Consider the following 26,375-nt stretch of genomic DNA (forward strand, 5'->3'; position numbering starts at 1 on the left):
ATGCTGCGGTGTCCTCGCAGCAAGCGGCGTGCCGAATCACCCTGCCTCGGCCAGCGCCCGCAGCACGATGCCCTCCGTCAGCACCTGGGGCAGCACCTGCGGCGCCCCGCCACCGGCCGGATAGAGCAGGTAAAGCGGCACGCCCTCCCGTCCATGATCGCGCAGGAGGGCGCCGATCACCGGGTCGCCCTGGGTCCAGTCGCCGGTCAGGGTGGCGAGGTTGCGCCCGGCGAAGGCGGCCCGTACCGTGCCGCTTTGCAGCACCAGCCGCTCGTTGACCTTGCAGGTGATGCACCAGGCGGCGGTGAGGTTGACGAAGACCGGACGCCCCTCGGCCTGCAAGGCGGCGACGCGCGCAGCCGACCAAGCCTCCGCCCGCGCCTCGGTGCCGGCAGCGGCCGGCGGTGCGGCGGCAAGACCCGGCAGCAGGGCGAGGGCGCCGATCGCCGCCGCCCCGGCCAGCACCCGCCCGATCCGCCCGCCGCCGCGCTGCGCCAGCCCGAGCGCCCAGGCAGCGAAGCCGATCAGCACCGCCCCGCCGAGCAGGAGCAGCAGCCCGTCCGGCCCCGACTGCTGCGCCAGCACCCAGGCCAGCCAGGCGGCGGCGCCATACATCGGGAAGGCGAGGCCCTGGCGCAGCGCCTCCATCCATCCGCCCGGCCGCGGCAGCCGCCCGGCGAGGCCCGGGAAGAGCCCGAGCAGCGCATAGGGCGCCGCCAGCCCCAGGCCAAGCGCGGCAAAGACCAGCAGCGTCCCGGCCGGCGGCATCGCCAGCGCCGCCCCGACTGCCGCTGCCATGAAGGGCGCGGTGCAGGGCGTCGCCACCAGCACGGCGAGCGCCCCGGTGAAGAAGCTGCCCGCATGGCCGCTCCGCGCGGCCAGCCCGGCCCCGGCCCCCGCCGGCCCGCCGAGCGCATAGACGCCGGAAAGGTTCAGCCCGACCGCCAGCATCAGCCAGGCGAGGCCGGCAACGAAGGCCGGCGCGGTGAACTGGAAGCCCCATCCCGCCGCGACCCCGGCCGCGCGCAACCCGATCAGCAGCCCGGCCAGGCCGAGGAAGCAGGCCAGCACCCCTGCCGTGTAGCTCGCCGCATGGGTGCGCACCTCGCGCCGTGCCGCGCCGGACAGCCGGGCGAGGGCCATCGCCTTCATGGCGAGGATGGGGAAGACGCAGGGCATCAGGTTCAGCAGCAGCCCGCCGAGCAGCGCCGAGCCGAGCACCTGCCAGAGCGGAAGGGCTTCGCCCTCCACCGCCCCGCCGACCGGCGCCGTCACCTCATAGGCCGAGCGCACCCCGGCCGCATCGACCAGCGCCACCACGCCAGTGAGGCGCTGCGGCAGCGCAGCTCCCTCCGGCCGGGCGAGGCCGAGGGTCAGCGCGCCATCCCGCGCCGCAAGCCGCTGCGGCGCGGCATTCTCGATCAGCCCGGCCTCGTCGGGAAAGAACTCCGCCTCGCGCAGGGCAGCCGCCGAAAGGCTTTCGCCGCTGAGGGTGAGGCTGCCCCGCCGGCCCTCCAGCGCCGCCCGCGCCACCCAGGGCGAAGGCCGCGGCACCGCTGCCTCCGCGGCGGCGAAGAGCGGCGCCAGCGCCGGGTCGGCCCGGCCCCTGTCGGTGACCGGCAGGTCGAGGCGGAACCGGCCCTCCTCCGGGATGCAGAGCTCGGCGCAAACCAGCCAACTCGCCTCCGCCTCCACCGTGAAGCGGCCGTTGGCATTGGCCGGCACGGTGACGGGGAGCGGCAGCAGCACCTCGCCCTCGTAGCCGAAGCTCATCAGCGGCCCGGTCGGGATGCGCCGCGGCGCCGGCCATGCGATGCCGCCCGCCGTGGCGCCTTCGGGAAGGGTCAGGGCAATCTCGGGCGCCGCGCCGGCATCGCCCGCATGACGCCAATAGGTATGCCAGCCCGGCGCCAGCTTCAGCCTGAGGCCGAGCCGGACGCTCTCGCCCGGCGCGACCGCCACCCGGTCCGCCACCAACGTCGCCTCGGCCCGCGGCGAGCGCTGCGCCGCGCTCTCCGCCGCCCAGCCGGCGCCGGGCAGCAGGAGCAGCAGGAGCAGCAAGGCAGGCAGGCGGCGCATGACCGGATAAAGGGGGGAGGGCCGCCCCGACCGCAAGCCCCCAATGAAAGGAGGGCCGGGGACGCCGGATGCGCCCCCGGCCCCCGGCCGGTCTCAAACCATCGCTGAAATGCTTCCCTCGCCGCCAATCCTGCGGCGAGGCTTCCCTTAGGCCCGCGCCGCCACCGGGCGCCGGGCCAGCCGCCGCATGTCGCGCAGGGCGGAGCGCAGCAGCGCGATTTCGCCCTCCGGCATCAGCCCCTCGTCCTCCGCCTCGACCCGGCGGAGCAGGGTGGCGAGCTTCAGGGTCACGTCGGCATGGCTACGGGCCGGCGCGGCGGCGAGGGCGTTCAGCGCGGCCAGCTCGGCATCGACCAGCAACTCCATGATCGCCTCGTCCCCGCTCTCGCTGCGCTCGATCTTGCTGAGCCGATCCGCCAGGGTGACGACCTCCTCGCCGCCACGAGGCGTCCCGGGGGCAGGCGGGCGGGCGAGCGGGAAGACGATGATCTCGGACATGGGGGCGTGATCCGTTGGCGGGGTGGCGAGGCTGGCCCGGGTCCGGGCTGGCCGGGTGGGTCAGCCCTGGCGTCCGGCGCCGTTCTGCACCGGCAGGACATAGGCGGGCGGGCAGGCCGTGATCGCACCGCCAGCGGCGAGGAAAGCGTCGACCATGCTGGAGATCGTGGCGCTGTCCGGCGTGCCGGCATCGCGGCAACGGCGCTTGTGGGCGATCATCGCGCTCAGCGAGCGGCGGCGGGTATCGGCGGCATCGGCGGTGGCGGCGGGCAGGCGACGGGTTTTGCCAGCGGGGAGTTTGGTCTGCATGGCCATCCTCACATTTGCGCGATGGGATTTGGTATACACTTCACGGCACCGCGAGCAAAGCCTTTTTCGCAACCTGGGCGTGTTTCTCGCGGCAGATCGACACCCTTCGATTCCTGGCGTCCGTGCCGCGAACGCGAGGAAGCGGCATGTTCTCGCGCGGCCATGTCGCACCCGCATGTCGCCACCCCGGGGAATTGTCGCGCGCCGGTGTCAAACCCGCCGCTTTGGCCTTATGCCCCTGCCATGCTTCCCCTCGACCTCCCCGTCGCCGAGGCCCTGCCGGCGCTGACCGCCGCCCTCCGCGCCAGCCCCAATGCCGTGCTCATCGCCCCGCCGGGTGCCGGCAAGACCACGCTCGTCCCGCTCGTCCTGCGCGAGGAGCCCTGGGCCGAGGGCGGCAAGCTGCTGGTGCTGGAGCCCCGTCGCGTTGCCGCCCGCGCCGCCGCCCGCCGGATGGCGGAACTTCTGGGCGAAGCCGCCCCGGGCGGCACCATAGGCCTCTCGACGCGGCTGGACCGCGCCGTTTCCGCGGCGACGCGGATCGAGGTGGTGACCGAGGGCCTGCTCGTCCGCCGCCTGCAATCCGACCCGGGACTCGAGGGCGTCGCCGCCGTGCTGTTCGACGAGGCGCATGAGCGCAACCTCGACACCGACCTGGCGCTCGCCCTCTGCCTCGACCTGCAACGCGGCCTGCGCCCGGAACTGCGGCTGCTGGCGATGTCCGCCACCCTCGACGGCACGGCCTTCGCGGGGTTGATGGGCGCGGCGCCGACGATCGAGTCCCTCGGCCGTGCCTGGCCGGTCTCGGTGGAGCACCGCCCCCGCGACCTCGCGGACCCGCGGGACCTGCCGGAGGCCATGGCCGGCGCCATCCGCACCGCGCTGCGCGAGCATGAGGGCGATGTCCTTGCCTTCCTCCCTGGCTGGGGCGAGATCCGCCGCACCGCCGAGCGGCTTTCCGGCATCGCGGCGGATGTGCTGCCGCTCCATGGCGAGCTGCCTCCCGCCGAGCAGGACCGGGCCCTGACGCCCGGGCCGCGGCGCAAGGTCGTGCTCGCCACCTCCATCGCCGAAACCTCGCTGACCGTCCCCGGCGTCCGTATCGTCGTCGATGGCGGCTTCCGCCGCACCCCAAGGCTCGACCCGGCGACCGGCCTCGCCCGGCTCGTCACCGTGCGCATCAGCAAGGCGGCCGCCGAGCAGCGTGCCGGCCGCGCCGGCCGCACGGCGCCGGGCGTTGCCATCCGCCTCTGGTCGGAGGCGCTGCATCGCGGCCTCGCCCCGCAGGACCGGCCGGCGATCCTGGAGGAGGAGTTGTCCGGCCTCGCCCTCGACCTGGCCAGCTGGGGCGCTGAGCCCGCCGACCTCGCCTGGCTCGACCCGCCGCCCGCCGGCGCGCTCGCCGCCGCCCGCAGCCTGCTCCGCGACCTCGATGCGCTCGATGCCGAGGGGCGCATCACCGCGACCGGCCGCCGCATGGCCCGGCTCGGCACCCATCCGCGCCTTGCCCGCATGCTGGCGGCAGCCGAAGGGGAGGGGGAGGGGGCGCTGGCCGCCGACCTCGCCGCCCTGCTGGAGGAGCGCGACCCGATCCGGGGCCGCGAGGTGCCGAGCGACATCACCCTCCGGCTCGACCTGCTGCATGGCGGCGACCACCCGAATGCCGACCGGGCGACCATCCACCGCATCCGCCGTGCCGCCGCGTTGCACCGGCGCCGGCTCGGCCTGCATGGCAATGCTTCGCCCGAGGGCGAGCCGGGCGCGCTGCTCGCCGCCGGCTTCCCCGACCGCATCGCCGCCATGCGCGGCGTCATGATCGGTGCCTTCCGCCTGGCCTCGGGGCAGGGCGCCCGGCTCGGGGCGACGGACCCGCTGGCGAAGTCGCCGCTCCTCGCCGTCGCGGACCTCGAATTGCAGGGCACCGAGGCGCGCATCCGCATGGCCGCGCCGCTCGACCGCGCCTTGCTGGAGGCCCGCTTCCCGGGACGCTTCCGCCGCGAGGAGGGCGCGGCCTTCGACCAGCGCGCCGGCGCGATGCTGGCCCGCCGCCGCCTCCGCTTCGGCCCGCTGGTGCTGGAGGAGCAGCCCCTGCCGAACCCCGACCCCGCGCTGGTCGCCGCGGCCCTGGCCGAGGCGGTGGCGGAGCGCGGGCTGCGCGACCTGCCCTGGACGCCGGCCGCCCGCCAGCTCCAGGCCCGTCTCCGCTGGATGCGCGAGGTCGAGGGCGAGGGCTGGCCGGACGCCACGGATGCCGCGCTCATCTCAACCGCGGGGGACTGGCTCGCCCCGCACCTCCATGGCCGCTCCCGCCTCGCCGACCTCGCCGGGCTGAACCTGCCCGACATGCTGCTGGCGGATCTGCCATGGGAGCGCCGCCGGCGCCTCGACGCGGCGCTCCCCGCCCGCCTCGACCTGCCCGCCGGGCGCAGCGCCGCCATCGACTATGCAGGCGAAACCCCGACGCTCGAGGCCCGCCCACAACACCTTTACGGCCTGACCCGCCTGCCGCCGCTCGCCGAAGGCCGCATCCCCCTCCAGGTCGCGCTGCTTTCCCCTGCCGGCCGGCCGATCGCCGTCACCGGGGACCTCGCCGGCTTCTGGCGCGGCGGCTGGCTGGAGGTGCGGAAGGAGATGCGTGGCCGCTACCCGAAGCACAACTGGCCCGAGGATCCGGCCGGCGCCGCCGCCGACCCGCCCCGGCCCGGCCGCGGCGGATGAAGCGACCGTCACCCGCGAAGAGGTTGAAGGACCGCATCCATCTTCCCAAAGTGGGGTCGAACGAGTACCGCCACGCCCTTCCCCCGAGGACCGCGTCCCCCTGATGCCCGCCACCTTGCCGCGCCGCCATGCCGGCCTCGCCTTCGCCACCCTGCTGACCGGCTGCGCCACCAGGCCGTGGCCGGCCAGCGCCCAGCGCGGCCTGCTGCCCGACTTCGCCGATCTCGCCGAGCGCGTCCTCCCCGCCGTGGTCAATATCGCCGTCACCGGCGAGACCACCGTCGCCCAGCTTCCGCCCGAGCTGCGCGGCACCCCGCTCGAGCGCTATTTCCGCGACCGCCTGCGCAACCGGCGGCAGGAGGTCTCGGGCGCCGGCTCCGGCTTCATCATCGACCCGGCCGGCTTCATCGTCACCAACAACCACGTCATCGGCAGCGCCAGCCGCGTCGTGGTCGCCCTGCAGGACGGCACGGAGCTGACCGCGCGCATCGTCGGCTCCGACGAGCTGACCGACCTCGCCCTGCTGAAGGTGGAGACTCCGCACAGCCTCGCCGCCGTGTCCTGGGGCAGTTCGGGGACGACGCGGGTCGGCTCCTGGGTGCTGGCGGCGGGCAATCCCTTCGGCCTCGGAGGCACCGTCACCTCCGGCATCGTCTCGGCGCGCGGGCGGGAGATCGGCGCCGGGCCCTTCGACGACTTCATCCAGACCGATGCCGCCATCAACCCGGGCAATTCCGGCGGCCCGCTGTTCAACGCCCAGGGGGAAGTGATCGGCATCAACACGGCGATCTATTCGCCCTCCGGCGCCTCGGCCGGCATCGGCTTCGCAACGCCCTCCGACCTCGCCCGGCCGGTGATCGAGCAGCTCCGCCGCGACGGGCGGGTGGAGCGCGGCTGGCTCGGCGTCTCGGTGCAGGACCTGGTGCCGGAGGATGGCCGCCCCGCCCGCCGCGGCGTGCTCATCGCCGGGGTCGAGCGCACCAGCCCGGCCGGCCGCGCCGGGCTACGCCAGGGCGACATCGTCGTCGCCATCAATGGCGACCGGGTCGAGACCTCGCGCGCCCTGGTCCGCACCGTCGCCGCCGTGCCGCCCGGCCAGACCGTCCGCCTCACGGTGCTGCGCGAGGGCCGGGAGCGCGAGCTGCCCGTCCAGGTTGGCCGTCGCCCGGGTCAGGGTTAACATACCGCATCCACAAGGACACCCGCCGCCATGCGCATTCTGCTGGTCGAGGACGATGCCGAGGTCGCCCGCTTCGTGAAGAAGGGGTTGCAGGAGGCCGGCCATACCGTCGAGCACGCGACCAATGGGCGCGACGGCCTCTTCCTCGCGGCTTCCGAGCAATTCGACATGCTGGTGCTCGACCGCATGCTGCCCGGCGGCGTCGACGGCGTGCGGCTGGTGGAGACGCTGCGCAGCCAGGGCAACCGTACCCCGGTGCTCTTCCTTTCCGCCCTCTCGGCGGTGGATGAGAAGGTGAAGGGGCTGAAGGCCGGCGGCGACGACTATCTCACCAAGCCCTTTGCCTTCGCCGAATTGTTGGCCCGGGTGGAGGCGCTCGGCCGCCGCCCCTCGGTCGATGCGCCGGCGACCAAGCTCCGGGTTGCCGACCTGGAACTCGACCTGCTTTCCCGCACCGTCACGCGCGCAGGCAAGCGCATCGACGTGCAACCGCGCGAGTTTCGCCTGCTGGAGCACCTGATGCGCCATGCCGGCCAGGTGGTGACGCGCACCATGCTGCTCGAGAAGGTCTGGGACTACCATTTCGATCCGCAGACCAACGTCATCGACGTGCATGTCTCCCGGCTGCGCCAGAAGCTCGACAAAGGCTTCGACAAGCCGCTGATCCATACGGTGCGCAACGCCGGGTACATGATCCGGGCCGAGCCCTGAAGCGGGCCGCCAATCGCCGCGGCGATCAGCCGCTGTCGCCAAGCCTCGCCCCAAGCCTCGCCCTCGGGCCGCCGCGGCTGCTGCGCAGTGCCGGCTTCCGCTTCGCTCTGCTTTTCGCGGCGATGTTCGCGTCCGCCGCCATCGCCCTCGTTGCCGTGCTCTGGTGGGCTACGGCGGGGGCGCTCGACCGACAGACCGATGCCGCCGTCCGCGCCGACGCCATCGCACTCGCCGAACGCTGGCGCGAGGCGGGCGCTACCGGCCTTGCCGAGGCGATCGAGGAACGGCTCGCCGTCGATGTGGAGAACGAGTCGATCTACCTGCTGATGGAGGCGGAGGGCACTCGCCGCCTCGCCGGCAATCTCGACCGCTGGCCGAACGCTCCCCCCGACGAGGGGTCCTGGTTCCGCACCCGCGTCCTGCATGACGGCATCGCCGCCGAGGCGCGGCTGCATCGTATCGACCTGCCCGGCCTCCGCCTCATCGTCGGCCGCGACGAGTCGGAACGCGAGCAGCTCCGCCGCCTGCTGACCGAGGGGGTGTTCTGGGCTTCCGGTGCGGTGGTGCTCTTCGCCCTGCTCGGTGCCTGGCTGCTGCGCCATGCCTTGCAGGCGCGGATGAGCCCGGTCTTCGCCACCACGGCGGCGATCGCCGGCGGCGACCTCTCCTCCCGGGTCGCCCTTTCCGGCCGCGGCGATGAATTCGACCGGCTGGCGCAGACGCTGAACATCATGCTGGAGCGCATCGTGACCCTGATGGAGGGCGTGCGCGGCGTCTCGGACGCCATCGCCCACGACCTCCGCACGCCCATCGCCCGCGCCCGCGCCAAGCTGGAGGATGCGGTCTCCGAGGCGCCGGAAGGGGCCCGGCCCGGCGTCCCGCCGGACGAGGCGACGCTTCGCGCCGCCATCGAGCAGGGCATCGCCGATCTCGACGGCATCAGCCGCATCTTCCAGGCCCTGCTGCGCATCGCGGAGGCCGAGGCGGGCGCCCGCCGCGCCGCCTTCGCCCCCTTCGACCTCGTCCCGGTCCTGGCCGATGCCGCCGAGATCTACGAGGTCGCCGCCGAGGCGCGTAACCAGCAGCTCGCCACCGAGCTGCCTGAACGGCTCGACCTCGTCGGCGACCGCGACCTGCTGCTGCAGGCGATCGCCAATCTGCTCGACAACGCCATCAAATTCACCTCGCCCGGCGGCACGGTGCGGCTGATGGCCCATACCCTGCCGGCGGCGATCGAGGTCGCGGTCTGCGACGACGGGCCCGGCCTCTCGCCCGAGGACCGTGCCCATGCGGGCGAGCGCTTCTTCCGCGCCGACAAGGCTCGCGCGACGCCCGGCTCCGGCCTCGGCCTTTCCCTGGTCCAGGCGGTCGTTCATCTGCATGCCGGCGAATTGCGGCTCGAGGATGCCGCCCCCGGCCGCGCGCCGCCCGGGCTCCGCGTCGTGCTGCGTCTGCCGAAGCCCTGAGCCGCCATGACCGAAGCGTCATCCTCCGCCCATCACCGGATGAGGCGACCGGCCCCATTGTGGCAAGCCATGCAAAGCCTCGTCACGCCGCCTGCGCTGCTCCTGGTTCTGGCGATGTCCGCCTCGGCCGAGCCGGGCCCGCGCGTGACCACCGACACCGTCGAGTATTGCGGCAGCCTCGCCGCCCGCCTGGCCGACATGCCCGCCGCTGCGCAGGAGCCCTCGCGCAGGCTTGCCGCCGAAGGCATGCGGCTTTGTGGCAACGGTCATGTGCGGGTCGGCATCGCCAAGCTGCGCCGCGCCGTTCGCGCCGCGCAGGCCAGCACCTCAGATCGATAAGGCCGCCCGGCTCGGGTAACCTCGCCGCGATGGCGGAGGGGCAGGGATGAGGCAGGCCGAGGCGGCGGAACTGCGGCGTGAGTTGCGCGGCTTCCTTTCGGCCGCGATCGCCGCGGGCGAGTACGATCCGGCAGCTGGCAGCTTCGGGCCGGCCGATCCCCGCTTCGCCGCTCGGCTCGGCGCACGGGGCTGGCTCGGCACCTGCTGGTCACGCGCCCTCGGCGGCCAGGAGGGCAGCGCCCTCGACCGACATGTCATTGCCGAGGAGCTGATCGCCCATGGCGCCCCGCTGCGGGCGAGCTGGGTCGCGGAATGGCTCGCCGGCCCGCTGCTGCTCGCCGCCGGGACGCCGGAGCAGCAGCGGGAGCTGCTGCCCCGCTTCGCAGCCGGACGCCTTTCCGCCTGCATCGGCCTCACCGAAGCCGCCACCGAAGCCGCCCTGCCCGGCAGCGGCGCGCCGCGCTGCCTGGCGCGGCCGGACCGCGGCGGCTGGCGCCTTGGCGGCCGCTGCCGGCTGGTCGGCGACCCGCTCGGCCGTCTGGTCCTGCTCGCCCGGACCGGCGATGACCAGGGGCCCGGCCTCAGCCTCTTCCTTGTCGACCTGGCGTTGCCCGGCATCGCCCCGCTCGGCGCCGACCTGCTGGCCTTCGACGGCGTTTTCCTTGCCGGGGACCGGTTGCTCGGGCCGCCCGAGGCGGGGCTGGCGATCTGGCGGGAGGTTGCCGGCATCGCCCGGGGAGCGCCCGGCGGCTGGCTGCGCCACCTGCCGCTGCTGGCCGCGCTCGCCGCCGCCGACGGCCCGGCTGAGGCGGAGCCGGTGCTCGGCCGCCTCCTGGCCGGGTGCGCCACCTTGCAGGCCATGGGCCTGGCCCGTGCCGGCCGCGCCGCGCCCGGCCTTGCCGCCCTGGCCGCGGCGGAGGCGGAGGCCATCCCCGCCGCCCTGCACCGCCTGCTGCCCGATGAGGCCCGTCCCGTCCCGGCCGAGCCGCCACCCCTCCTGCCGCCCGTTCCCGGCCCTCGCCGCCCTGCCCGCCCTCCTCATCCTCTCGCCGCCGAGACGGCGCGGCTGCTCGACGGACGCTTCTCCTCCGGCTTCGATCCCGATCTCTGGGCGGCGCTGGAGGATGGGCCCGTGCTCCGTGCCGCCCTGCCGCCGGAACTCGGTGGGGATGGGGAAGGGCTGCCCGGCCTGCTCGCCATCGCCGAGGCGGCCGGCGCCGCCGGGGCGCCGCTGCCCATCGCCGAGACGCTGCTCGGCCATCACGTCCTGGCCCTGGCGGGGCTCGCCCCACCCATCGGGCCGCTGACCCTCGGCCCGGTCCTGCCTGGCGACTCGCCCGGCTTCGGGCAGGGCCTGCTCGCCGGCCGGCTGCATCGCCTGCCCTGGGCCCGGCATGCCAGCGCCGCCGTCATCGTGCTGGAGGGGCGACGCACCGTGCTCGCCGGCCGCCCCGCCATCGGCGCCGAGGGCCGCAACGGTGCCGGCGAGCCGCGCGACCTGGTGCTGCTGGAGGAGATGCCCGTCCTCGCCGCCGGCGAGCCCGGCACGGGGTTGGGCCCGGGGGAGCTGCGCGCCCTCGGCGCCGTGTTCCGCGCCGCCGCGATGCTGGGTGCGACCGGGCGCCTGGCCGGCCATCGCCGCAGCCGGGCGCTGGCGGCCGCGGCGCGCTTCGCCCTGCGCCGGGCCGCACGGGCGCCGGGCCGCTTCGCCATCGCCTGCGCCCGCCTCCGCGTCCATGCCGCGGCGGAGGCCGCCCTTGCCATCCCTGGGCAGGATCCGGCGCTCGCCCGCCGCATCGCCGCATGGTCGGGCGAATTCGGCACCGAATCCGGCTGGGCGCGCTGGCTTGGCCGACGCGCCCGCCGGGCCGGGGCCGCGGGGCTGTGGCCCCTCATCGCCGATCCGGGCAGGATGCCGGACGAGACGGAGGAAACGGACGATGAGTGAACTGCTCTTCGAGAAGGCCGGCGGCATCGCCACCATCACCCTGAACCGGCCCGACAGCGGCAACGCCTTCACCACCGAGATGCTGGCGCAATGGGAACAGGCCTTGCGCGAATGCATCCATGACGATGCCATCCGCTGCGTGGTGCTGACCGGCGCCGGCCGCATCTTCTGCTCCGGCGGCGACGTGAAGCGCATGGCGGCGAACACCGCCGGCGGCCAACAGCCCTGGGACCGCGCCAAGTACCTCACCGACCATGTCCATCGCATCCCGCTGACGCTGATGGAGCTGGACAAGCCCTACCTCGTCGCCGTCAACGGCGCCGCGACCGGGGCGGGCATGGACATGGCGCTGATGGGCGACCTCCGCTTCGCCGCCGAAAGCGCGCGCTTCGCCGAGACCTATATCAAGGTCGGCTTCGTCGCCGGCGATGGCGGCGCCTGGATGCTGCCGCGGCTGGTCGGCCTGCCACGCGCGCTGGAGATGCTGTGGCTCGGCGACTTCGTCTCCGCCGCCGAGGCCGAGCGCATCGGCCTGGTCAACAGGACGGTGCCCGACGACCAGCTCATGGCGCATACCTATTCCGTCGCCGAACGCCTTGCCTCGGGCCCCACGGTCGGCATCCGGCTGATGAAGCGCATGGTGATGCAGGGGCTCAACAGCAGCTTCCGCGACGGCCTTGCCTTCGCTGCCAGCTGCGTCGGCGTCGTCAGCGCGACCGAGGACCACCGCGAGGCCACGGCCGCCTTCGCCGAGAAGCGCAAACCCGTCTTCCGCGGGAAATAACCGCCCCTCGTTCCGCGGCTTCGCCCGAACCATCCCCGCGCCCCGCGTTGGCCCTTCATACGAGGAGGACCAGCGCATGCCCGACGACCACCGCCCGCCGCTGCCCGAGCAGCACCAGGACCAGGTGCCCGGCCGCAACGCGCCGATGGACCCGCCGCCCGATTACGGCGAGGCCAGCTACCGCGGCTCCGGCCGCCTTGCCGGCAAGGCGACGATCATCACCGGCGGCGACAGCGGCATCGGCCGCGCCGTCGCCCTCGCCTTCGCGCGCGAGGGTGCCGATGTCGCCATCGCCTACCTGAACGAGGAGGAGGATGCGCGCGAATCCGCCCGGCTCGTCGAATCCGCCGGCCGCCGCGCCGTGCTCATCGGAGGCGACATCGCCGACCCGGCCGTCTGCCGCCGCATCGTCGAGGAGACGGCCAAGGCCTTCGGCAAGATCGACGTGCTGGTCAACAACGCCGCCTACCAGATGACGCGCGAATCCCTCGACGAGATCAGCGACGAGGAGTGGGATTACACCTTCAACGTCAACATAAACGCGATGTTCCGCATCACCCGGGCGGCGCTGCCGCACATGAAGGCCGGTGCCGCCATCATCAACACCGTCTCGGTGAATGCCGATACGCCGAAGCCGAAGCTCATCCCCTATTCGGCGACCAAGGCGGCGATCCAGAATTTCACCGGCAGCCTCGCGCAGCTCCTGGCCGAGCGGGGGATCCGCGCCAATTGCGTCGCCCCCGGCCCGATCTGGACGCCGCTGATCCCCGCCACCATGCCGGTCGAGCAGGTGAAGAGCTTCGGCTCCGAGGTGCCGATTGGACGTCCGGGCCAGCCGGCGGAACTCGCGCCCGTCTATGTCATGTTGGCCTCGGACGAGGCGAGCTATGTATCGGGCGCGACGGTTGCCGTCACCGGCGGCAAGCCGATCCTTTGAAGTGGCGGTAGCACCGCTGGGCGGTTCAATCCCCGGCCAGCGGCAGCGCCGGCTTCTCGCGGCGCTGCCGGTCGGCCACGGCCAGGGCCCGTGCCGTCTCGATCAGCGCCTGCCGGACCGAGGGGTCGCCGATGGCGGTGAAGGCCCGGACCAGGTTCATCACGCCGTCGCCGGCGAGATGGGTGAGCGCATGCCGCCCGGGATGGCCCAGCAATTCTTCGACGGAGGTGTTGCAAAGCGCTGCCCAGACCGGCAGCCGGTCGGCGCAAAGGCGGTTCAGTCCGCGCTCGTATTTCAGTACCTGCTGCGGGCTGACGCCGAGTGCCACGCCCACCTGCGCCAGGGTTACGCCGGCATCGAGGCGAGCCTGCTTCAGCCGGTGGTGGATCGGCTCGGCATTCTGCCTGGTCCTCGGTGCTTCCCCTTCCTGCGGAAGGGGAGGAGATGGCATCGGGGTAATCCGCGGCATGGTGTTTGCAACCGTTAGATTATTATCTGACCTACTATCTTTTACTACGATTGAAAAGACGTTAACGTTCCATTTTGTTACGAAAACATACTAAGCTGGCATGGAATTGCATGGCGTCAGAACAGGCGAGGTTCCATCCATTGCGCAGGGCTGCCGCTGCTGGACAAAGCTCCGGATCGGGTGCGGGATACTTCCCGCGTCCAGGAAAGGAAGAGAGCGATGCTCGACGGCACCGAATACCGCATCCCCTCGTTGCGCCATAAGGTCAGCCCGGAGGAATGGCAGGCTCGCATCGACCTCGCCGCCTGCTACCGGCTGGTTGACCTCTACCATATGAGCGACCTGATCGCGAACCACGTCTCCGTCCGCGTCCCGGGCGAGGATGCCTTCCTCATCAATGCCTATGGCCTGCTCTACGAGGAGATCACGGCCTCCTCGCTGATGAAGGTCGACTACGACGGCAACATCCTGCTGAAGCCGGACTTCCCCGACCAGGATTACGGCGTGAACCGCGCCGGCTTCGTCATCCACTCGGCGGTGCACAAGGCGCGGCACGACCTGGCCTGCGTCGCGCATACCCATACCTGGGCCGGCATGGCGGTCTCGACCCTCGAATGCGGGCTGCTGCCGAACACCCAGACCAGCATGCGCTTCGCCAAGATCAGCTACCACGACTTCAACGGCGTGGTGCTCGACCTTTCCGAGCAGGAGCGGCTGGTGCGCGACCTCGGCGACAACAACGCCATGATCCTCCGCAACCACGGCCTGCTGACCGTCGGCACCACCATCCCGGAGGCCTTCAATGCCCTCCATCGCCTCGAACTGTCCTGCAAGACCCAGATCGCGGCGATGTCCTGCAACACGCCGATGGTCAAGGTCGCCGACGACATCGTCGAGAAGACCTACATGAACTACCAGCCGCAGGTCCGCCGGCCCTTCGGCCTGCTCGACTGGCCGGCCCTGCTGCGGAAGCTCGACCGCATCGACCCCAGCTACCGGACCTGATGCGCGTCCTGCTCTCGGATGTCGCCGAGGCCCGGCACGGCGCGCGCATCCGTGCCGCCTTGCCGGGCGTGGCGCTGGTGCCCGTCGCGCCCGAAGGCCCCTTGCCCGGTACCGCAGGCATCGGGATGGCCTTCATCTCCCGCGACCTCTTCCTCGGCGGCACCCGCTTCCGCCTCACCGCGCGCTTCCAGCGCTTCGTCGACCTGGTCCTCGCCGCGCCCGACATCCGCCGCGTGCAGACCTTCTCCGCCGGCACCGACATGGCGCCCTACCAGGCGATGCGGGCGCGCGGCATCGAGGTGGTCGGTGCCAGCGGCGCCAGCGCCCCGGCCGTGGCGCAGGCGGCCATCGCCGGGCTGCTCGCGCTCGCCCGCCGCCTGCCGCGGGTGATGGAGGCCCAAGCCCGCCACGCCTGGGAGCCGATCTACGGCGAGGGTGAGCCACCGGACCTCGCCAGCCAGACCGCGCTCATCGTCGGCACCGGGCCGATCGGGCAGGAGATCGCCCGCCTCGCCGCCGCCTTCGGCCTGCGCCCCATCGGCATCCGGCGCGACGGCGCCGCGCCGCCGCCGCCGCACCTCGCCGAGGCCCATCCCTATACCGCCCTGCCACGGCTCCTGCCGCGTGCCGACTGGCTGATCCTCGCCTGCCCGCTGACCGAGACGACCCGGAACCTGATCGACGCCGCGGCCCTGGCCCTGCTCCCGGTCGGCAGCGGGCTGGTGAACGTTTCCCGCGGCGGCGTAGTGGAGGAGGGGGCGCTGCTTGCCGCCCTGCAGTCGGGCCACCTATGCGGCGCCTTCCTCGACGTCTTCACCGAAGAGCCCCTGCCGGCCGGGAGCCCGTTCTGGGACCTCCCGAACGTCATCGTCTCGCCGCACAGCGCGGCGGCCGGGGAGGGGCTGGCCGAGCGCGTGGCCGAGATCTTCTGCGGCAATCTCCGCCGCTGGGCCGGCGCCGCCTGACGGGCCCTATACCGCCGGCGCCATGTCCTTCCACGGGGCGGCGCGCTCATAGGCGGCGGCGGCGCGATAGAGCAGGGCCTCCCGGAAGCTCGGGGCGACGAGTTGCAGACCGAGGGGGAGGCCCGCCTCGCGGCTCAGGCCGCACATCACGCTGATCGCCGGGTGGCCGGTGACGTTGAAGGGCGTACGGGCCTGGCGAGGGTAGGTGCGCTCCACCTCCGCGGCGTCGTCGATGCGGCAGGCCGGGTCCATGGAGCTGGCGCAGAGCAGCAGGTCCACCTCCGCGAATGCGGCCTCCACGGCGGCGACGAGTTCGCGGCGGCGGCGCTGGGCCTGCACGTAGTCGGCACCGGTGACGAACATCCCCGGCAGCAGCCGTCGGCGGGTGATGTGGGCATAGTCGCCCGGACGCTCGCGCAGCCAGGCCTCGTGGATGGCGGTCGCCTCGGGCAGCATGATGGTGCGGTTGACGCCGGCGAATTCGCCGAGCGGCGGCAGGATCGCCGTCGTCACCCGCGCACCCTCGGCGGCGAGGAGCATGGCGGCGGCCTCGAGTGCGGCGGCCATCTCGGGCGTCGCCGGCTGGTCGTGCTCGTGGAAATGGCGGACGAAGCCGATCCTGAGGCCTTTCAGACCGAGATGCAGGTCGCGGGCGTAGTCCTCGGCCGGATGCGGGGCGCTGCCGGGGTCGGCGGGGTCGTGGCCGGCGATGGCGTTCAGCAGCAGGGCATTGTCGCGCACCGTGCGGGTCATCGGCCCGACATGGTCGAGGGTGAAGGAGAGCGGGAAGACGCCGCGGCGGGAGACGAGGCCATAGGTCGGCTTCAGCCCGACCAGGCCGCAATGGCTGGCCGGATGGCGGACGGAGCCGCCGGTATCGGTGCCGAGCGCCGCCGGCAGCATCCGCGCGGCGACTGCGGCGCCGGAGCCGGAGGAGGATCCGCCCGGGTGGTGCGCCGGGTTCCAGGGGTTGCGGGCGGGCGGGAAGGGCAGGTCGAAGGCCGGGCCGCCGATGGCGAACTCATGCGTCGCCAACTTGGCCGGGAAGAGGGCGCCGGCGGCCCGCAGGCGGGCCGTCGCATGGGCATCCTCCGCTGCGATGCGGTCGAGCTGGAGCTTCGAGTGGCAGGTTGTCGGGTGGCCGGCGAGGTCGATGATGTCCTTCAGCCCGACCGGGATGCCGTGCAGCGGGCCGCGCGGACCGTTCCGCGCGATCTCGGCCTCGGCGGCGCGAGCATCGCCCATCGCCTCCTCGGCGGCGAGGCGGATGATGGCATCGAGGCGCGGCTCCGCTGCGGCGATGCGGTCGAGGCAGGATTGCAGCAGCTCGACCGGCGAAAGGCGGCGTGCGGCGATGAGGGCGGCGGCCTCGGCCAACGGCAGGGCGTGCGGCGCGGTCATGCGGCGCCCTTGGGCTGCACCGGCGCGCGGTAGGGCGGGGTGGGCTCGGCGGCTGAGCTCGTCGGACGGGTGAAGGCGTCGCGGAAGCGGGCGGCGAGGGCGATCGCTTCCTCCACATCGGCGCGGTGGTCCTGCCAGGCGCGGTCGAGGCCGGCGGCCTCCGCCAAGGTCTTGGTCCGGTCCGTCATCCTGCACCCCCTCTCGCTGCGGCGGGGATGGTGGTGCAAAAGAAGAGGGGGCGGAACCCTCGCAGGCGCCGCCCCCAAGTTTGCGCACCGCCGGGAGGGGAGGACGCCTGCCTTCATTGGGGGGGAAAGGACAGGACGCTGCGGCGCGAAAGACCATCTCTGGCCTGAGGTGAGGATGCGCCCGCGAGGGTGAAGATATCGTTGCGGCAATGGCCGCTTTTTTCGCCGCCGGGCGGGGTCTATGCAGGATGGGCAGCGCCAAGCGGGAGGAAGCAATGCCGTCGCCACAGGGATCGCCACAGGAATCGCCGCAGGGCCTGCCGCTCGCGGGCCTCAGGATCGTCGAGCTGGGGCACTACATCGCGGCGCCCTTCGCCACCCGGCTGCTGGCCGATCTCGGAGCCGAGGTCATCAAGGTGGAGCCGCCGGAGGGCGACCCGGTGCGCGGCTGGGGCTCCGCCGTCGAGGGCCATCCCGTGTGGTTCAGCGTGCACGGGCGGAACAAGCTTTCGGTCACGCTCGACCTGAAGAGCGAGGCGGACAAGGCGAAGCTCCGCCGGCTGGTGGCGCGGGCCGACGGGCTCGTCGAGAATTTCCGCCCCGGCCAGCTCGAGCGCTACGGCCTCGGGCCGGAGGCGCTGCATGCGGTGAACCCGCGTCTCGTCATTGCCCGCATCAGCGGCTACGGGCAGGACGGGCCCTACCGCGACAAGCCGGCCTTCGGGGCGATCGGCGAGGCGATGGGCGGCTTGCGGCACCTCACCGCCAATCCGGGGCAGACGGAGCTGCCGCCGCCGCGCTGCGGCGTGTCGATCAGCGACGACCTGGCGGGCATGTATGCGGCGATGGGGCTGGTTTCGGCCTGCTGGCAGGTGAAGGGCAACCCGGAGGCGCGCGGGCGCGTCATCGACGTGGACCTGGTCAGCAGCGTCTTCTCGCTGATGGAGGGGATGCTGCCGGAATACGGGCTGTTCGGCTGGGTGCGGCAGCCGCAGGGCGCGGCGATCAAGACGGCGGCGCCGACCAACACCTATCCCTGCGCCGATGGCAAGTGGCTCTGCATCGCCGGCAATTCGGACCTCATCTTCCGCCGGCTGATGGCGGCGATCGGCCGGCCCGAAGCGGCCACCGACCCGCGCTTCGCCACCAACGGGCTGCGCTGCGAGCATGTCGCCGAGTTGGACGCGATGATCGCCGACTGGACGCGGACCCTGCCCGCCACCGAGGCCGAGGCGGTGCTGGAACGGGCCGAGGTGCCATGCTCCCGCCTTTACGACATGCGCGACTGCGCCGAGGACCCGCATTTCCGCGCCCGTGCGCTGGTGATGCAGGTCGAGGACCCGTTGCTCGGGCCGGTGCTGCACCCGGCGGCGCCCTTCCGCTTCGACGGCGTCGCGCCGCGCGAGATGGTGCGCTGGACGGGGCCGGCCGCGGGGGCGCACAACCGGCATGTCTTTGAAGAATTGCTGAAGGAGGGCGAAGGATGAGCGGGGTCGCATTGTCGGAGGTCGCGCCGCGCGACGGGCTGCAATCCATCGGGGCCTTCGTGCCGACGGAGACGAAGATCGGGCTGGTCCGCGCCTGCTACGAGGCGGGCCTCAGGCGGATGGAGGTGGGCAGCTTCGTGTCGCCCAAGGCCATCCCGCAGATGGCGGATACCGGTGCCGTGCTGCAATTCGCCAAGCAGCTCGAGGGGCTGGAATGCACCGTGCTGGTGCCGAACCGGCGTGGCTTCGAGGCGGCCATGGCGGCCGGGGCCGACCGGCTCGGACTGTTCATGTCGGTGACCGAGAGCCACAACAAGGCGAACCTGAACCGCAGCCGGGCGGAGAGCCTGGCCGACCTTTCGGCCATCGTGCGGGAGGCGCCGAAGGGCACGCCGATCCGCTTCAACCTTTCCTGCGCCTTCCACTGCCCCTTCGAGGGCGTGGTGCCGGAGCAGGCGACGCTCGACCTGGTGGAGCAGGTGGTGGCGCTCGACCCGGAGATGGAGGTCGCCATCTGCGACACCACGGGGAATGCGGCGCCCGACCAGGTGCGGCGGATCTTCGAGCGTGCCATCGCGGCCTGGGGCAAACGCTTCGCCTTCCATGGGCACGACACCTATGGGATGGGCGTCGCCAATGTGGTCGCGGCCTATGAGGCGGGGGTGCGGGTGATGGACGCGGCCTCGGGCGGCATCGGCGGCTGCCCCTTCGCGCCGGGGGCGACGGGGAATGTGGCCATGGAGGACGTCGCCTGGATGTTCGGCCGGATGGGCATCGAGACGGGCGTCGCCTGGGACCGCCTGCTCGTCGCCGCGGACATGGCGGCTGCCGTGCCGGGCGCCATCCCCGGCGGTGCGATGCGCCGCGTCCCCGCCGTCCGCAGGGCGGCGTAGCCGGGAGACAGCGAAAGGGGTCCGGGGAAGCGCCTTCCCCCGGACCCACCCGTTCTAGCAGCCTGTCGGATTTGCACTTGGTGTCAGGCCGAGGGTTGAGGCGCGATCAGGCTGCGAGCCGCAGGTTGTGGAGCCTGCGGCAGTTGTAGGCGAGGGCGACGAGGGTCCACTCGCTGGTGACCTTGGCGAGGCCGCGGAGGTGGAAGCGGGTGAAGCCGAGGGCTGACTTGATGGTGCCGAAGACGGGCTCGACGGTCTGCTTGCGACGGGCGTAGCGGGCTTTGGCATTAGGGGTTTCGAGCTTGGCCACCATGGCGAGGCGCCAGGGCTCGGTGATGCGGCGTGGCGTCCTGGGCTGGGGTGGCGGCCGGAAGTCGTAGGCGCGGTGCGGCTGGGTCCGGCCGATGGCGACCAGCGGCTCGATCCCGTGCGCCTCGAGGGCGGCAACTGCCTCGCCTGAGGCGAAGCCGGTGTCGGCGAGGACGGTCTGTGGCAGGCCGATGCCGCCCTCCATGCCGAGGATGGTTGCGGCAAAGCTCGGCGCATCGGCCGAGGTGGCGACGACGCCGGTGGCGAGGATCAGCTGCGAGCCCTCGGCGCAGACCACAGCCTGGGCGTTGTAGGCCTGGCGGTACTCATGGGCGTCGGAGAGGCGCATCTGCGCGCTGTCGGGGTCGGTGAGGTTGGACTGCCGCTCGGGCGGCGGATCGTCCTTGGGCGGCTTGGGCGGGCGGCCCCGCCGGCCCGTCTTGGCCTCGTAGGCGGCGCGCTTGGCGTCATACTCGGGTCGGGCGGCCTCGGCTTCGGCACGGGCCTCGGCCTCCAGCCGGGCGCAGGCGGCATCGAGCTTGGCCTTGAGCGCCTCGCGCCTGGCGATCTCAGCGGGCAGCGCCTGCGGGTCGGGCTGGGCCTCAGCGTCGGCCGCCTCGGCGCGGTTGGTCAGGTCGGTGATGTCGGCAGCGAGCCTGACGCGCAGCGCCTTGGCGCGGTCATACCGCACCGAGCGGATCTTGGAGGCGTTGGCGTCGAGCTTGGTGCCGTCGATCGAAACCGTCCCGAGCCGCAGCAGGCCGCTCTCGCGCGCCAGCAGCAGCACCTGCAGGAAGGCCGCCTCGAAGGCAGCGCGGTTGGCCCGGCGGAAGGCGGCAATGGTGTCGTGGTCGGGGTGCAGGTTCGCCGCCACGTAGCGCACCCCAATGTCGCGGTGGGTCGCCCGCTCGATCCGCCGCGAGGAGAAGATGCCGTTCGCATAGCAGTAGATCAGCAGCGCCAGCAGCAGGCGCGGGTGATACTGCGCCTTGCCGCCCGGGATCGGCCGCACCGCAAAGGCGCCGAGCGGCACCCGGTCCACCGCCGCCACTACGAAGTGCGCCACGTCGTCCGCCGGCAACCAGTCCTTGGCATCCGGCGGCAGCAGAAAGGCCTGCTCGCGGCTGAACGGAATGAACCCTGTCATGCCCGCCAGATTCGCCCATTTCAGGCCAGATGGGAATCCGACAAGCTGCTAGAGCGGTTTCCGTTCGCACTGGCTTACGGAACCCGCTCTAGCCTTTTGTTTTCGCGAGCAATTGCTCCGATCAGATGATTCATCTGATCGGAGTTTGCCCTAGCGGCGCCGCGCCGGCGCCCGGTTCTGCCGCGGCGGCTGGGCGGGCGGAGCGAGCGGGGCCGGCGGCGGCGTGTAGGTCACGTTGACCGCCACGCGCATCGTCGCATTGCCCGGCTTCAGCTGGACGGCGAAGCTGTCCGTCCCGCCGAAGGCGGCGTTCGGGATGTAGTCCACGCGCGTGTTGTCGCCGACCGTGTGGATATGCACCCGCCCGTTCTGCGGACGGCTCTGCACCGTGCCGTAGGCGAAGGGCTTGGGCCCCGCCTGGGCGACGGTGATGCCGCACCAGCCACCATCATTGTCGACGGTCATGGTGCTCTCGACCTGCTGCCCGGCGGAAAGCACGGCAGCCTGCGGCACGGTGCAGGTCTTGGCGCCGCCGGCAAGGTCGTTCGCATAGAGGCGGGCGCCCGGCGCGGCCTGGCGGGCCTGCTGCTGCGGCGCGCAGGCGGCGAGCAGGGCGGCCAGCGCGAGCGGGCCGGCGAGGGGGAGGCGGAGGCTCATCGGTGATGGGTTCCAGCGGTGCGGCGGGCCGGGGTGGCCGCGCGAGGGGCGGGCGCGCCCTGGCAGGCGGTGGCGCCGGAGGAGAGCAGGTCCTTGCCGGCGGCGTAGCCGGGCAGGTCGTCCGAGCTTTGCAGCGCCATCACCTCGTCGAACAGGCCGCCATTGCGCGAGCAGAAATCGCTGCCGAGCGAGCGGGCGACGTTCGAGCGCACATTGGCGAGCTCGGTGATGTAGATGTCGTTCTGCCGCTGGCCGGGGCGGGTGCCGCCATGGGTGCGGATGAAGTACTGGCCGAAGGCGCGGCCGTTCTGCGCCAGGGCCGGCTGGTACTTCTGGACGAAGGCGTTGTAGCGGTCTTCCTGCTTGCAGGTGGTGGCGACCACCATCAGCTCGGTCTTCAGCGCCTCGATCTCGAAGACGGTCTGGTCCGTCTCGGCGGCGCAGCGCGGCAAGGCGCTTGCGGGTTGAGCGGCAAGGAGCACGCCGGCCATCAGCAGCGCAACCGGCGCGGCAGCGGGGCGGCGACGCGGCCGCCTGTTGGTTTCGGTCATCACCTGGCCCTTCCTGAGCAATTGCGGGCCTTGTCCCTCCCGCCGGAGTTGCCGGCGCGGCTGGAGCATTTCCCCCCGCATGCGCGCCGTGTTTCGCATAAATGGCGGGTTTGGGCGAGAGGTTGATGATGGCGTTCCAGTAATACGCTGCAAACCCTTGATGGGGCGAGCTTTCCGGCTGGCTCGACCGGCGGTTTCGGCTATGTTGCCCGGGTTGGAGGGCCGGATTCGCCGCGATGCGATGGGTTTTGCTGGTGGCGCTGCTCGCGCTCGGCGCCTGCGGCACGGCGCGCGCGCCGCGGACAGGCACCGAGGCGGCCGGGGATTGGAGCTGCGTGCCCTATGTGCGGGCGCGGACCGGCCTGCCGATTCGCGGCGATGCCTGGGAATGGTGGGAGGGCGGCGCCGCCTTTGCTCGGAGCCGGGTGCCGCGGGCCGGAAGCGTCCTGGTGATGATGCGGACCTCGCGGCTGCCGCAGGGTCATGTTTCCGTCGTCGCGCGGGTGGTCTCGTCGCGGGAGATCCGGGTGGATCATGCGAATTGGGCCTCGGGGCGCGGCAAGGGCCGCGTGGCGCGGGACCAGCCGGTGCTCGACATCTCGCCGGGCAACGACTGGTCCGTGGTGCGGGTCTGGTATCCGCCGGTGAACGGCTACGGCGCCACGGCCTATCCGGCCTATGGCTTCATCCATCCGGGCTAGCTGCGAATCATCGGGCAGGCGCCCTCCGAGAGCGGGCGGAAGGCCTGGTCGGCGGGGATGGTGGCGGCGAGGCGATAGACATCGCCCGTATAGCGGCTCTCGCCGGGCTTCTTCACCTCGAGCAGGTAGGAAGGGTGGAGCTTGCGGCCATCCTCGCGGATGGAGCCCTGGCCGAAGGCATCGTCATCGGTCGGCATGCGCTTCATCTGCGCCACGACCTCGCGGCCGCTCGCCTTGGCGCGGGCGATGCCGAGCGCCTCGACGGCCTTCAGGTAGTGCAGCACCCCGCTGTAGTTGGCAGCGTGGACGTAATTGGGGAAGATGCCGGCGGGCAGCTTCTGCTGCACCCGGCGGGTGAAGGCGCGGGTGCGGTCGTCGAGGTCCCACCAGAAGGTTTCGGCGATGTACATCCCCTGCATCGTCTGCAGCCCCGAGGCGACGACGGCGGTGATGGAGCCGATGATGGCGGCCAGCTTCATGCTGCGGGTCAGGCCGAACTCCTGCGCCTGCTTCACGCAGTTGATCAGGTCGTCGCCGGCCATGGCGAGGCCGAGGACCTTGGCGCCGGACGCCTTCGCCTGAAGCAGGAAGGCGGAGAAATCCGTGGTCTGCGGGAAGGGGTAGCGCGAGGCGCCGAGCACCTTGCCGCCGGCGGCCTCGATGAAGCGCGTCGTGTCGCGCTCGATGGCATGGCCGAAGGCATAGTCGGCGGTGACGAAGTACCAGCGGTCGCCGCCCGCCTTGGTGAGCGCGGTGCCGGAGGTGTTGGAGAGGCAGTAGGTGTCGTAGGCCCAGTGGATCGAGTTGGGCGTGCAGGCGCGGCCGGTCAGGTCCGAGGTGCCGGCGGAGGCGTTGAGGTGGAGCTTGTCCTTCTCCACGCAGATCGGGTTGATGCCGAGGGCGATGGCGCTGTTGCCCACGTCGGTGACGATATCGACGCCGCGCTGGTCGAACCACTGGCGGACGGTGTTGATGCCGACATCCGGCTTGTTCTGGTGGTCGGCGGTGATGATCTCGACGCGCAAAGAGGGATGCGCGGCCGTGTACTCCTCGACTGCCTGCCGGACGCAGGCGACAGAGGTCGGGCCGGTCACGTCGCGGTAGGGGCCGGCGAGGTCCGTCAGTACGCCGATGCGGATGACATCGGCCGGCTGGGCGCGAAGGGCCGGGGCGGCGAGCAGGCTGGCGCTGGCGCCGAGCGCAGCGCGGCGGGTGAGATGCATGGACGAGGCTCCCTTCGGCGACCCTTGGCTGGGACGCTCACGAGGCAAGCCTAAAGGTTGTCACCCTTTGCGGTACAGGGTGTGGATGGCCGGGTCGAGCGCGACGTCGATCAGCATGGGGGTGGGCGAGGCAAGGGCCGCGGACAGTGCCGCGTCGAGGTCGACCGGGTCGGCCACCTGGCGGGCGGGGCAGCCCATGCCGGCGGCGAGGCTCGGGAAGTCGATGCCGGGGAGGTCGATGCCCGGGGCGTTTTCCACGCCGAGGACGCGGCTGAAGGAGCGCATGGCGCCGTAGCCGCCGTTGTTCAGCACGATGACGGTGAGGGGAAGGGCTTCGCGGACCGCGGTCCAGAGCGCCTGGATGGAGTACATCATCGAGCCGTCGCCGATGACGGCGATGACGCGGCGGCCGGGATGGGCGAGGGCAACGCCGACCGCAGCGGGCAGGCCGTAGCCGAGGCCGCCGCTCGCCATGGTGAAGAAGCCGCCCCAGTCGGGGATCGGCAGGTGCTGCTGAATCGCCGGGCGATGGGAGGGCGCCTCCTCGACGATGACCGAGTCCCCGGGGCGTGCCGCGGCGAGGCTGTGGAGCAGGTATTCGACGGGGATAGGTGTGGCCGCCGCGGGGGCCGGCGGCCGCGGGCGGGGCGGCGGGGCAGGGCGGTGGCATCCCGGCAGCAGCGCGGTCAGGGCGGGGATGCCGAGGCGAAGCCCGCCGAGGATGCCAGTGCCGGACGGCGCGGCGGCGATGGCCTCGCCATCCGCCGTCATCTGGATGAGCGGCGGCAGGCGGTATTTGCCGGCGACATGGAAGGTGAAGACGGGGGCGCCGAGGATCAGGACGAGGTCATGGGGGGCGAGGCTGGCGGTCACTGCATTCGGCGCGGCGGCCAGGAAGCCGGCGAAGAGCGGATGGCTCTCGGGGAAGCTGGCCCGGCTGGAGAAGGGGCTGGCGAGGACCGGGGCGTTGAGGCGCTCGGCCAGCGCCACGGCAGCGGGGCCGGCGCCGGCGGCATCCACCTCCGGGCCGATGACGAGCACGGGGTTGCGGCTGGCGGCGAGCGCCGCGGCGGCCTCCTCCAGCAACGCGGGGTCGGGCGCTGTGTCGCGGCCGATGCGGCGGGGCGGGAGGGGGTCGGCCGGGGCAGACCAGTCATCCATCGGGATGGAAACGAAGGTCGGGCCGCAGGGCGGCTGCAGGGCGACATGCCAGGCATGGGCGAGGGCGGCCGGCACGTCCTCGGCCCGCGCCGGCTCGATCGACCATTTGATGTAGGGCTTGGGGAAGTTCGCGGCCTCGGTGGCGCCGAGGAAGGGGTTCAGCGGCAGCAGGCTACGGGCCTGCTGCCCGGCGGTGATCACCAGCGGGGCCTGGTTGCGGTAGGCGGTGAAGATGCTGCCCGCGGCATGGCCGACGCCGACCGCCGAATGCAGCGAGCAGAAGGCGGCCCGGCCAGTCGCGCGGGCATAGCCATCCGCCATGGCGACGACTGACGATTCCTGCAGGCCGAGGACGTACCGAAGGTCGTTCGGCCAGCGGTCGAGGAAGGGCAGCTCGGTCGAGCCAGGGTTGCCGAAGACCGTCGTCATCCCGCAGTCGCGAAGCATCTGCATGACGGCGTGACGGACGGTGCTGGTGCCGGGCGTGTCCATCGGGGAAGCTAAGCGCGAAGCGGCCTCGGCCGAAAGGAGCCATCACATGCCCCGCCTCGCCATCGGCACCGTGCTGCCCTCCTCGAACCGGATGGTGGAGCGGGTGCTCGGCACCATCCTGCCCTTCTTCCCCGAGGTCGATGGCTGCGTGGCGCGCATCCCCTATTGGGGGCAGGGCATGGGACAGCCGGCCGATGGCTACGATCTCGGCAGCTTCTGCGAGGCGGCGCGGCTGCTGGGCCATGCCGGCGTCGGGGTGGTGTGCTGGAACGGCACGCGCGGCGCAGCGCTCGGCCTCGCGCAGGACCGGGCGCTGGCTGCGGCGATGGGGGAGGCGGCGGGATGCACCGGCATCACCACCGTGATGGCGACGATCCGGGTGCTGGAGCGGCTGGGCGTCGGGCGGGTCGGGATGGTGGCACAGGGGCCGATGGAGGAAGCGGCGGCACATGCGGCCGGCCTGCCGGTGGCGGTCGTGGGGCTGAGGGGCCTCGGCATCCGCGACAATGCGTCGGCGAGTGCGGTGGAGCCGGGGACCATCGCCGGCTTGGTACGCGAGGCGGCGGCGGGGGCCGAGGCAGTACTGATCTGGAGCACCAACCTGCCGGGGCTCGCGCTGGTGCCGGCGCTGGAGGCGGAGCTTGGCGTGCCCGTGCTGGATTCTGCCTCGATCGGCGTCTGGGCCGGCCTTCATGCTTTGGGCGTGGACATGGGCAGGGCGGCCCAGCTGGGCCGCCTGTTCACGCTTCGCTGATGG

At 72.5% G+C, this 26,375-nt stretch carries 25 protein-coding genes; 14 read left to right on the forward strand and 11 right to left on the reverse strand.

Annotated elements, in window-relative coordinates:
* Window positions 1-36 precede the first annotated feature (36 nt).
* From LH62_RS15005 to LH62_RS15015, 3 genes are all read right to left on the reverse strand, one after another.
* Entirely contained in the window at window positions 37-2,079 is a 2,043-nt protein-coding gene (locus LH62_RS15005; protein WP_043362545.1) for a protein-disulfide reductase DsbD, read from the reverse strand.
* A 147-nt stretch (window positions 2,080-2,226) separates the two neighbouring features.
* A complete protein-coding gene (locus tag LH62_RS15010; protein ID WP_043362547.1) occupies window positions 2,227-2,577 on the reverse strand; it encodes a hypothetical protein in 351 nt (116 codons plus the stop codon).
* Window positions 2,578-2,637: 60 nt separating this feature from the next.
* On the reverse strand, window positions 2,638-2,886 hold the full coding sequence (locus tag LH62_RS15015) for a hypothetical protein (protein WP_144404500.1): 249 nt from the start codon (window positions 2,884-2,886) through the stop codon (window positions 2,638-2,640).
* Between the two features lie 243 nt (window positions 2,887-3,129).
* Between LH62_RS15015 and hrpB the strand changes: the two genes are divergently transcribed.
* From hrpB to LH62_RS15055, 8 genes are all read left to right on the forward strand, one after another.
* Window positions 3,130-5,604, forward strand: a complete 2,475-nt coding sequence (gene hrpB / locus LH62_RS15020; protein WP_043362550.1) for an ATP-dependent helicase HrpB — start codon at window positions 3,130-3,132, stop codon at window positions 5,602-5,604.
* Between the two features lie 103 nt (window positions 5,605-5,707).
* On the forward strand, window positions 5,708-6,784 hold the full coding sequence (locus LH62_RS15025) for a trypsin-like peptidase domain-containing protein (RefSeq protein ID WP_043362553.1): 1,077 nt from the start codon (window positions 5,708-5,710) through the stop codon (window positions 6,782-6,784).
* A gap of 30 nt (window positions 6,785-6,814) precedes the next feature.
* On the forward strand, window positions 6,815-7,495 hold the full coding sequence (locus tag LH62_RS15030; RefSeq protein WP_043362555.1) for a response regulator transcription factor: 681 nt from the start codon (window positions 6,815-6,817) through the stop codon (window positions 7,493-7,495).
* A 122-nt stretch (window positions 7,496-7,617) separates the two neighbouring features.
* Window positions 7,618-8,961: a HAMP domain-containing sensor histidine kinase gene (locus tag LH62_RS15035; protein ID WP_043362558.1), complete on the forward strand. Its 1,344-nt coding sequence runs from the start codon at window positions 7,618-7,620 to the stop codon at window positions 8,959-8,961.
* Window positions 8,962-9,030: 69 nt separating this feature from the next.
* A complete protein-coding gene (locus LH62_RS15040) occupies window positions 9,031-9,300 on the forward strand; it encodes a hypothetical protein (RefSeq protein WP_043362560.1) in 270 nt (89 codons plus the stop codon).
* Window positions 9,301-9,346: 46 nt separating this feature from the next.
* On the forward strand, window positions 9,347-11,248 hold the full coding sequence (locus LH62_RS15045; protein WP_043362564.1) for an acyl-CoA dehydrogenase family protein: 1,902 nt from the start codon (window positions 9,347-9,349) through the stop codon (window positions 11,246-11,248).
* Complete coding sequence (locus LH62_RS15050) at window positions 11,241-12,032, forward strand: enoyl-CoA hydratase/isomerase family protein (RefSeq protein ID WP_043362566.1); 792 nt, start codon at window positions 11,241-11,243, stop codon at window positions 12,030-12,032. Before LH62_RS15045 ends, LH62_RS15050 begins: the two co-directional genes overlap by 8 nt.
* A 76-nt stretch (window positions 12,033-12,108) precedes the next feature.
* On the forward strand, window positions 12,109-12,969 hold the full coding sequence (locus LH62_RS15055) for a glucose 1-dehydrogenase (protein WP_043362567.1): 861 nt from the start codon (window positions 12,109-12,111) through the stop codon (window positions 12,967-12,969).
* 25 nt (window positions 12,970-12,994) lie between these two features.
* Here the strand turns inward: LH62_RS15055 and LH62_RS15060 are convergent, their stop codons facing one another.
* On the reverse strand, window positions 12,995-13,420 hold the full coding sequence (locus LH62_RS15060; RefSeq protein WP_043362570.1) for a helix-turn-helix domain-containing protein: 426 nt from the start codon (window positions 13,418-13,420) through the stop codon (window positions 12,995-12,997).
* A gap of 237 nt (window positions 13,421-13,657) precedes the next feature.
* On the opposite strand from LH62_RS15060, the gene LH62_RS15065 reads away from it, so the two are divergent.
* Window positions 13,658-14,443 carry a class II aldolase/adducin family protein gene (locus LH62_RS15065; RefSeq protein ID WP_043362572.1) on the forward strand — a complete coding sequence of 262 codons (786 nt, stop codon included), beginning with the start codon at window positions 13,658-13,660 and terminating at the stop codon, window positions 14,441-14,443.
* A complete protein-coding gene (locus tag LH62_RS15070) occupies window positions 14,443-15,408 on the forward strand; it encodes an NAD(P)-dependent oxidoreductase (RefSeq protein WP_043362584.1) in 966 nt (321 codons plus the stop codon). The genes LH62_RS15065 and LH62_RS15070 overlap by 1 nt, the downstream gene beginning before the upstream one ends.
* Before the next feature lie 6 nt (window positions 15,409-15,414).
* On the opposite strand, the gene LH62_RS15075 is transcribed toward LH62_RS15070, so the two are convergent.
* The gene (locus LH62_RS15075) at window positions 15,415-16,809 is read right to left on the reverse strand and encodes an amidase (RefSeq protein ID WP_043362586.1); all 1,395 of its coding nucleotides are present in this window, start codon (window positions 16,807-16,809) and stop codon (window positions 15,415-15,417) included.
* The gene (locus LH62_RS15080; RefSeq protein WP_043362588.1) at window positions 16,806-16,997 is read right to left on the reverse strand and encodes a hypothetical protein; all 192 of its coding nucleotides are present in this window, start codon (window positions 16,995-16,997) and stop codon (window positions 16,806-16,808) included. Before LH62_RS15080 ends, LH62_RS15075 begins: the two co-directional genes overlap by 4 nt.
* Window positions 16,998-17,272: 275 nt before the next feature.
* Between LH62_RS15080 and LH62_RS15085 the strand changes: the two genes are divergently transcribed.
* Complete coding sequence (locus LH62_RS15085; RefSeq protein ID WP_043362590.1) at window positions 17,273-18,484, forward strand: CaiB/BaiF CoA-transferase family protein; 1,212 nt, start codon at window positions 17,273-17,275, stop codon at window positions 18,482-18,484.
* Window positions 18,481-19,377 (forward strand): hydroxymethylglutaryl-CoA lyase, encoded by an 897-nt coding sequence (locus LH62_RS15090; protein WP_043362593.1) that lies wholly within the window; start codon window positions 18,481-18,483, stop codon window positions 19,375-19,377. The genes LH62_RS15085 and LH62_RS15090 overlap by 4 nt, the downstream gene beginning before the upstream one ends.
* A 106-nt stretch (window positions 19,378-19,483) precedes the next feature.
* Here the strand turns inward: LH62_RS15090 and LH62_RS15095 are convergent, their stop codons facing one another.
* The 3 genes from LH62_RS15095 to LH62_RS15105 form a co-directional block, all read right to left on the reverse strand.
* A complete protein-coding gene (locus LH62_RS15095) occupies window positions 19,484-20,833 on the reverse strand; it encodes an IS1182 family transposase (RefSeq protein ID WP_043362595.1) in 1,350 nt (449 codons plus the stop codon).
* Between the two features lie 150 nt (window positions 20,834-20,983).
* Complete coding sequence (locus LH62_RS15100) at window positions 20,984-21,490, reverse strand: hypothetical protein (protein WP_043362597.1); 507 nt, start codon at window positions 21,488-21,490, stop codon at window positions 20,984-20,986.
* On the reverse strand, window positions 21,487-22,041 hold the full coding sequence (locus LH62_RS15105) for a hypothetical protein (protein ID WP_052214530.1): 555 nt from the start codon (window positions 22,039-22,041) through the stop codon (window positions 21,487-21,489). The genes LH62_RS15100 and LH62_RS15105 overlap by 4 nt, the downstream gene beginning before the upstream one ends.
* A 236-nt stretch (window positions 22,042-22,277) precedes the next feature.
* Between LH62_RS15105 and LH62_RS15110 the strand changes: the two genes are divergently transcribed.
* Window positions 22,278-22,742 carry a CHAP domain-containing protein gene (locus tag LH62_RS15110; RefSeq protein WP_043362599.1) on the forward strand — a complete coding sequence of 155 codons (465 nt, stop codon included), beginning with the start codon at window positions 22,278-22,280 and terminating at the stop codon, window positions 22,740-22,742.
* On the opposite strand, the gene LH62_RS15115 is transcribed toward LH62_RS15110, so the two are convergent.
* Window positions 22,739-23,965, reverse strand: coding sequence for an ABC transporter substrate-binding protein (locus LH62_RS15115; protein WP_043362602.1), 1,227 nt, complete (start codon window positions 23,963-23,965; stop codon window positions 22,739-22,741). The genes LH62_RS15110 and LH62_RS15115 overlap by 4 nt on opposite strands.
* 60 nt (window positions 23,966-24,025) lie before the next feature.
* Window positions 24,026-25,618 (reverse strand): benzoylformate decarboxylase, encoded by a 1,593-nt coding sequence (gene mdlC / locus LH62_RS15120; protein ID WP_043362603.1) that lies wholly within the window; start codon window positions 25,616-25,618, stop codon window positions 24,026-24,028.
* A 46-nt stretch (window positions 25,619-25,664) separates the two neighbouring features.
* Between mdlC and LH62_RS15125 the strand changes: the two genes are divergently transcribed.
* On the forward strand, window positions 25,665-26,372 hold the full coding sequence (locus tag LH62_RS15125) for a hypothetical protein (RefSeq protein WP_052214532.1): 708 nt from the start codon (window positions 25,665-25,667) through the stop codon (window positions 26,370-26,372).
* Window positions 26,373-26,375: the final 3 nt, after the last annotated feature.

The organism is Belnapia sp. F-4-1 (assembly GCF_000802185.1).
Lineage (GTDB): Bacteria > Pseudomonadota > Alphaproteobacteria > Acetobacterales > Acetobacteraceae > Belnapia.

Bases quoted from the DNA above. Each gene is read 5' to 3' on its own strand.
- LH62_RS15005 (WP_043362545.1), bottom strand. From the start codon at position 2,079: ATGCGCCGCCTGCCTGCCTTGCTGCTCCTGCTGCTCCTGCTGCCCGGC.
- LH62_RS15010 (WP_043362547.1), bottom strand. From the start codon at position 2,577: ATGTCCGAGATCATCGTCTTCCCGCTCGCCCGCCCGCCTGCCCCCGGG.
- LH62_RS15015 (WP_144404500.1), bottom strand. From the start codon at position 2,886: ATGCAGACCAAACTCCCCGCTGGCAAAACCCGTCGCCTGCCCGCCGCC.
- hrpB (WP_043362550.1), top strand. From the start codon at position 3,130: ATGCTTCCCCTCGACCTCCCCGTCGCCGAGGCCCTGCCGGCGCTGACC.
- LH62_RS15025 (WP_043362553.1), top strand. From the start codon at position 5,708: ATGCCCGCCACCTTGCCGCGCCGCCATGCCGGCCTCGCCTTCGCCACC.
- LH62_RS15030 (WP_043362555.1), top strand. From the start codon at position 6,815: ATGCGCATTCTGCTGGTCGAGGACGATGCCGAGGTCGCCCGCTTCGTG.
- LH62_RS15035 (WP_043362558.1), top strand. From the start codon at position 7,618: ATGTTCGCGTCCGCCGCCATCGCCCTCGTTGCCGTGCTCTGGTGGGCT.
- LH62_RS15040 (WP_043362560.1), top strand. From the start codon at position 9,031: ATGCAAAGCCTCGTCACGCCGCCTGCGCTGCTCCTGGTTCTGGCGATG.
- LH62_RS15045 (WP_043362564.1), top strand. From the start codon at position 9,347: ATGAGGCAGGCCGAGGCGGCGGAACTGCGGCGTGAGTTGCGCGGCTTC.
- LH62_RS15050 (WP_043362566.1), top strand. From the start codon at position 11,241: ATGAGTGAACTGCTCTTCGAGAAGGCCGGCGGCATCGCCACCATCACC.
- LH62_RS15055 (WP_043362567.1), top strand. From the start codon at position 12,109: ATGCCCGACGACCACCGCCCGCCGCTGCCCGAGCAGCACCAGGACCAG.
- LH62_RS15060 (WP_043362570.1), bottom strand. From the start codon at position 13,420: ATGCCATCTCCTCCCCTTCCGCAGGAAGGGGAAGCACCGAGGACCAGG.
- LH62_RS15065 (WP_043362572.1), top strand. From the start codon at position 13,658: ATGCTCGACGGCACCGAATACCGCATCCCCTCGTTGCGCCATAAGGTC.
- LH62_RS15070 (WP_043362584.1), top strand. From the start codon at position 14,443: ATGCGCGTCCTGCTCTCGGATGTCGCCGAGGCCCGGCACGGCGCGCGC.
- LH62_RS15075 (WP_043362586.1), bottom strand. From the start codon at position 16,809: ATGACCGCGCCGCACGCCCTGCCGTTGGCCGAGGCCGCCGCCCTCATC.
- LH62_RS15080 (WP_043362588.1), bottom strand. From the start codon at position 16,997: ATGACGGACCGGACCAAGACCTTGGCGGAGGCCGCCGGCCTCGACCGC.
- LH62_RS15085 (WP_043362590.1), top strand. From the start codon at position 17,273: ATGCCGTCGCCACAGGGATCGCCACAGGAATCGCCGCAGGGCCTGCCG.
- LH62_RS15090 (WP_043362593.1), top strand. From the start codon at position 18,481: ATGAGCGGGGTCGCATTGTCGGAGGTCGCGCCGCGCGACGGGCTGCAA.
- LH62_RS15095 (WP_043362595.1), bottom strand. From the start codon at position 20,833: ATGACAGGGTTCATTCCGTTCAGCCGCGAGCAGGCCTTTCTGCTGCCG.
- LH62_RS15100 (WP_043362597.1), bottom strand. From the start codon at position 21,490: ATGAGCCTCCGCCTCCCCCTCGCCGGCCCGCTCGCGCTGGCCGCCCTG.
- LH62_RS15105 (WP_052214530.1), bottom strand. From the start codon at position 22,041: ATGACCGAAACCAACAGGCGGCCGCGTCGCCGCCCCGCTGCCGCGCCG.
- LH62_RS15110 (WP_043362599.1), top strand. From the start codon at position 22,278: ATGCGATGGGTTTTGCTGGTGGCGCTGCTCGCGCTCGGCGCCTGCGGC.
- LH62_RS15115 (WP_043362602.1), bottom strand. From the start codon at position 23,965: ATGCATCTCACCCGCCGCGCTGCGCTCGGCGCCAGCGCCAGCCTGCTC.
- mdlC (WP_043362603.1), bottom strand. From the start codon at position 25,618: ATGGACACGCCCGGCACCAGCACCGTCCGTCACGCCGTCATGCAGATG.
- LH62_RS15125 (WP_052214532.1), top strand. From the start codon at position 25,665: ATGCCCCGCCTCGCCATCGGCACCGTGCTGCCCTCCTCGAACCGGATG.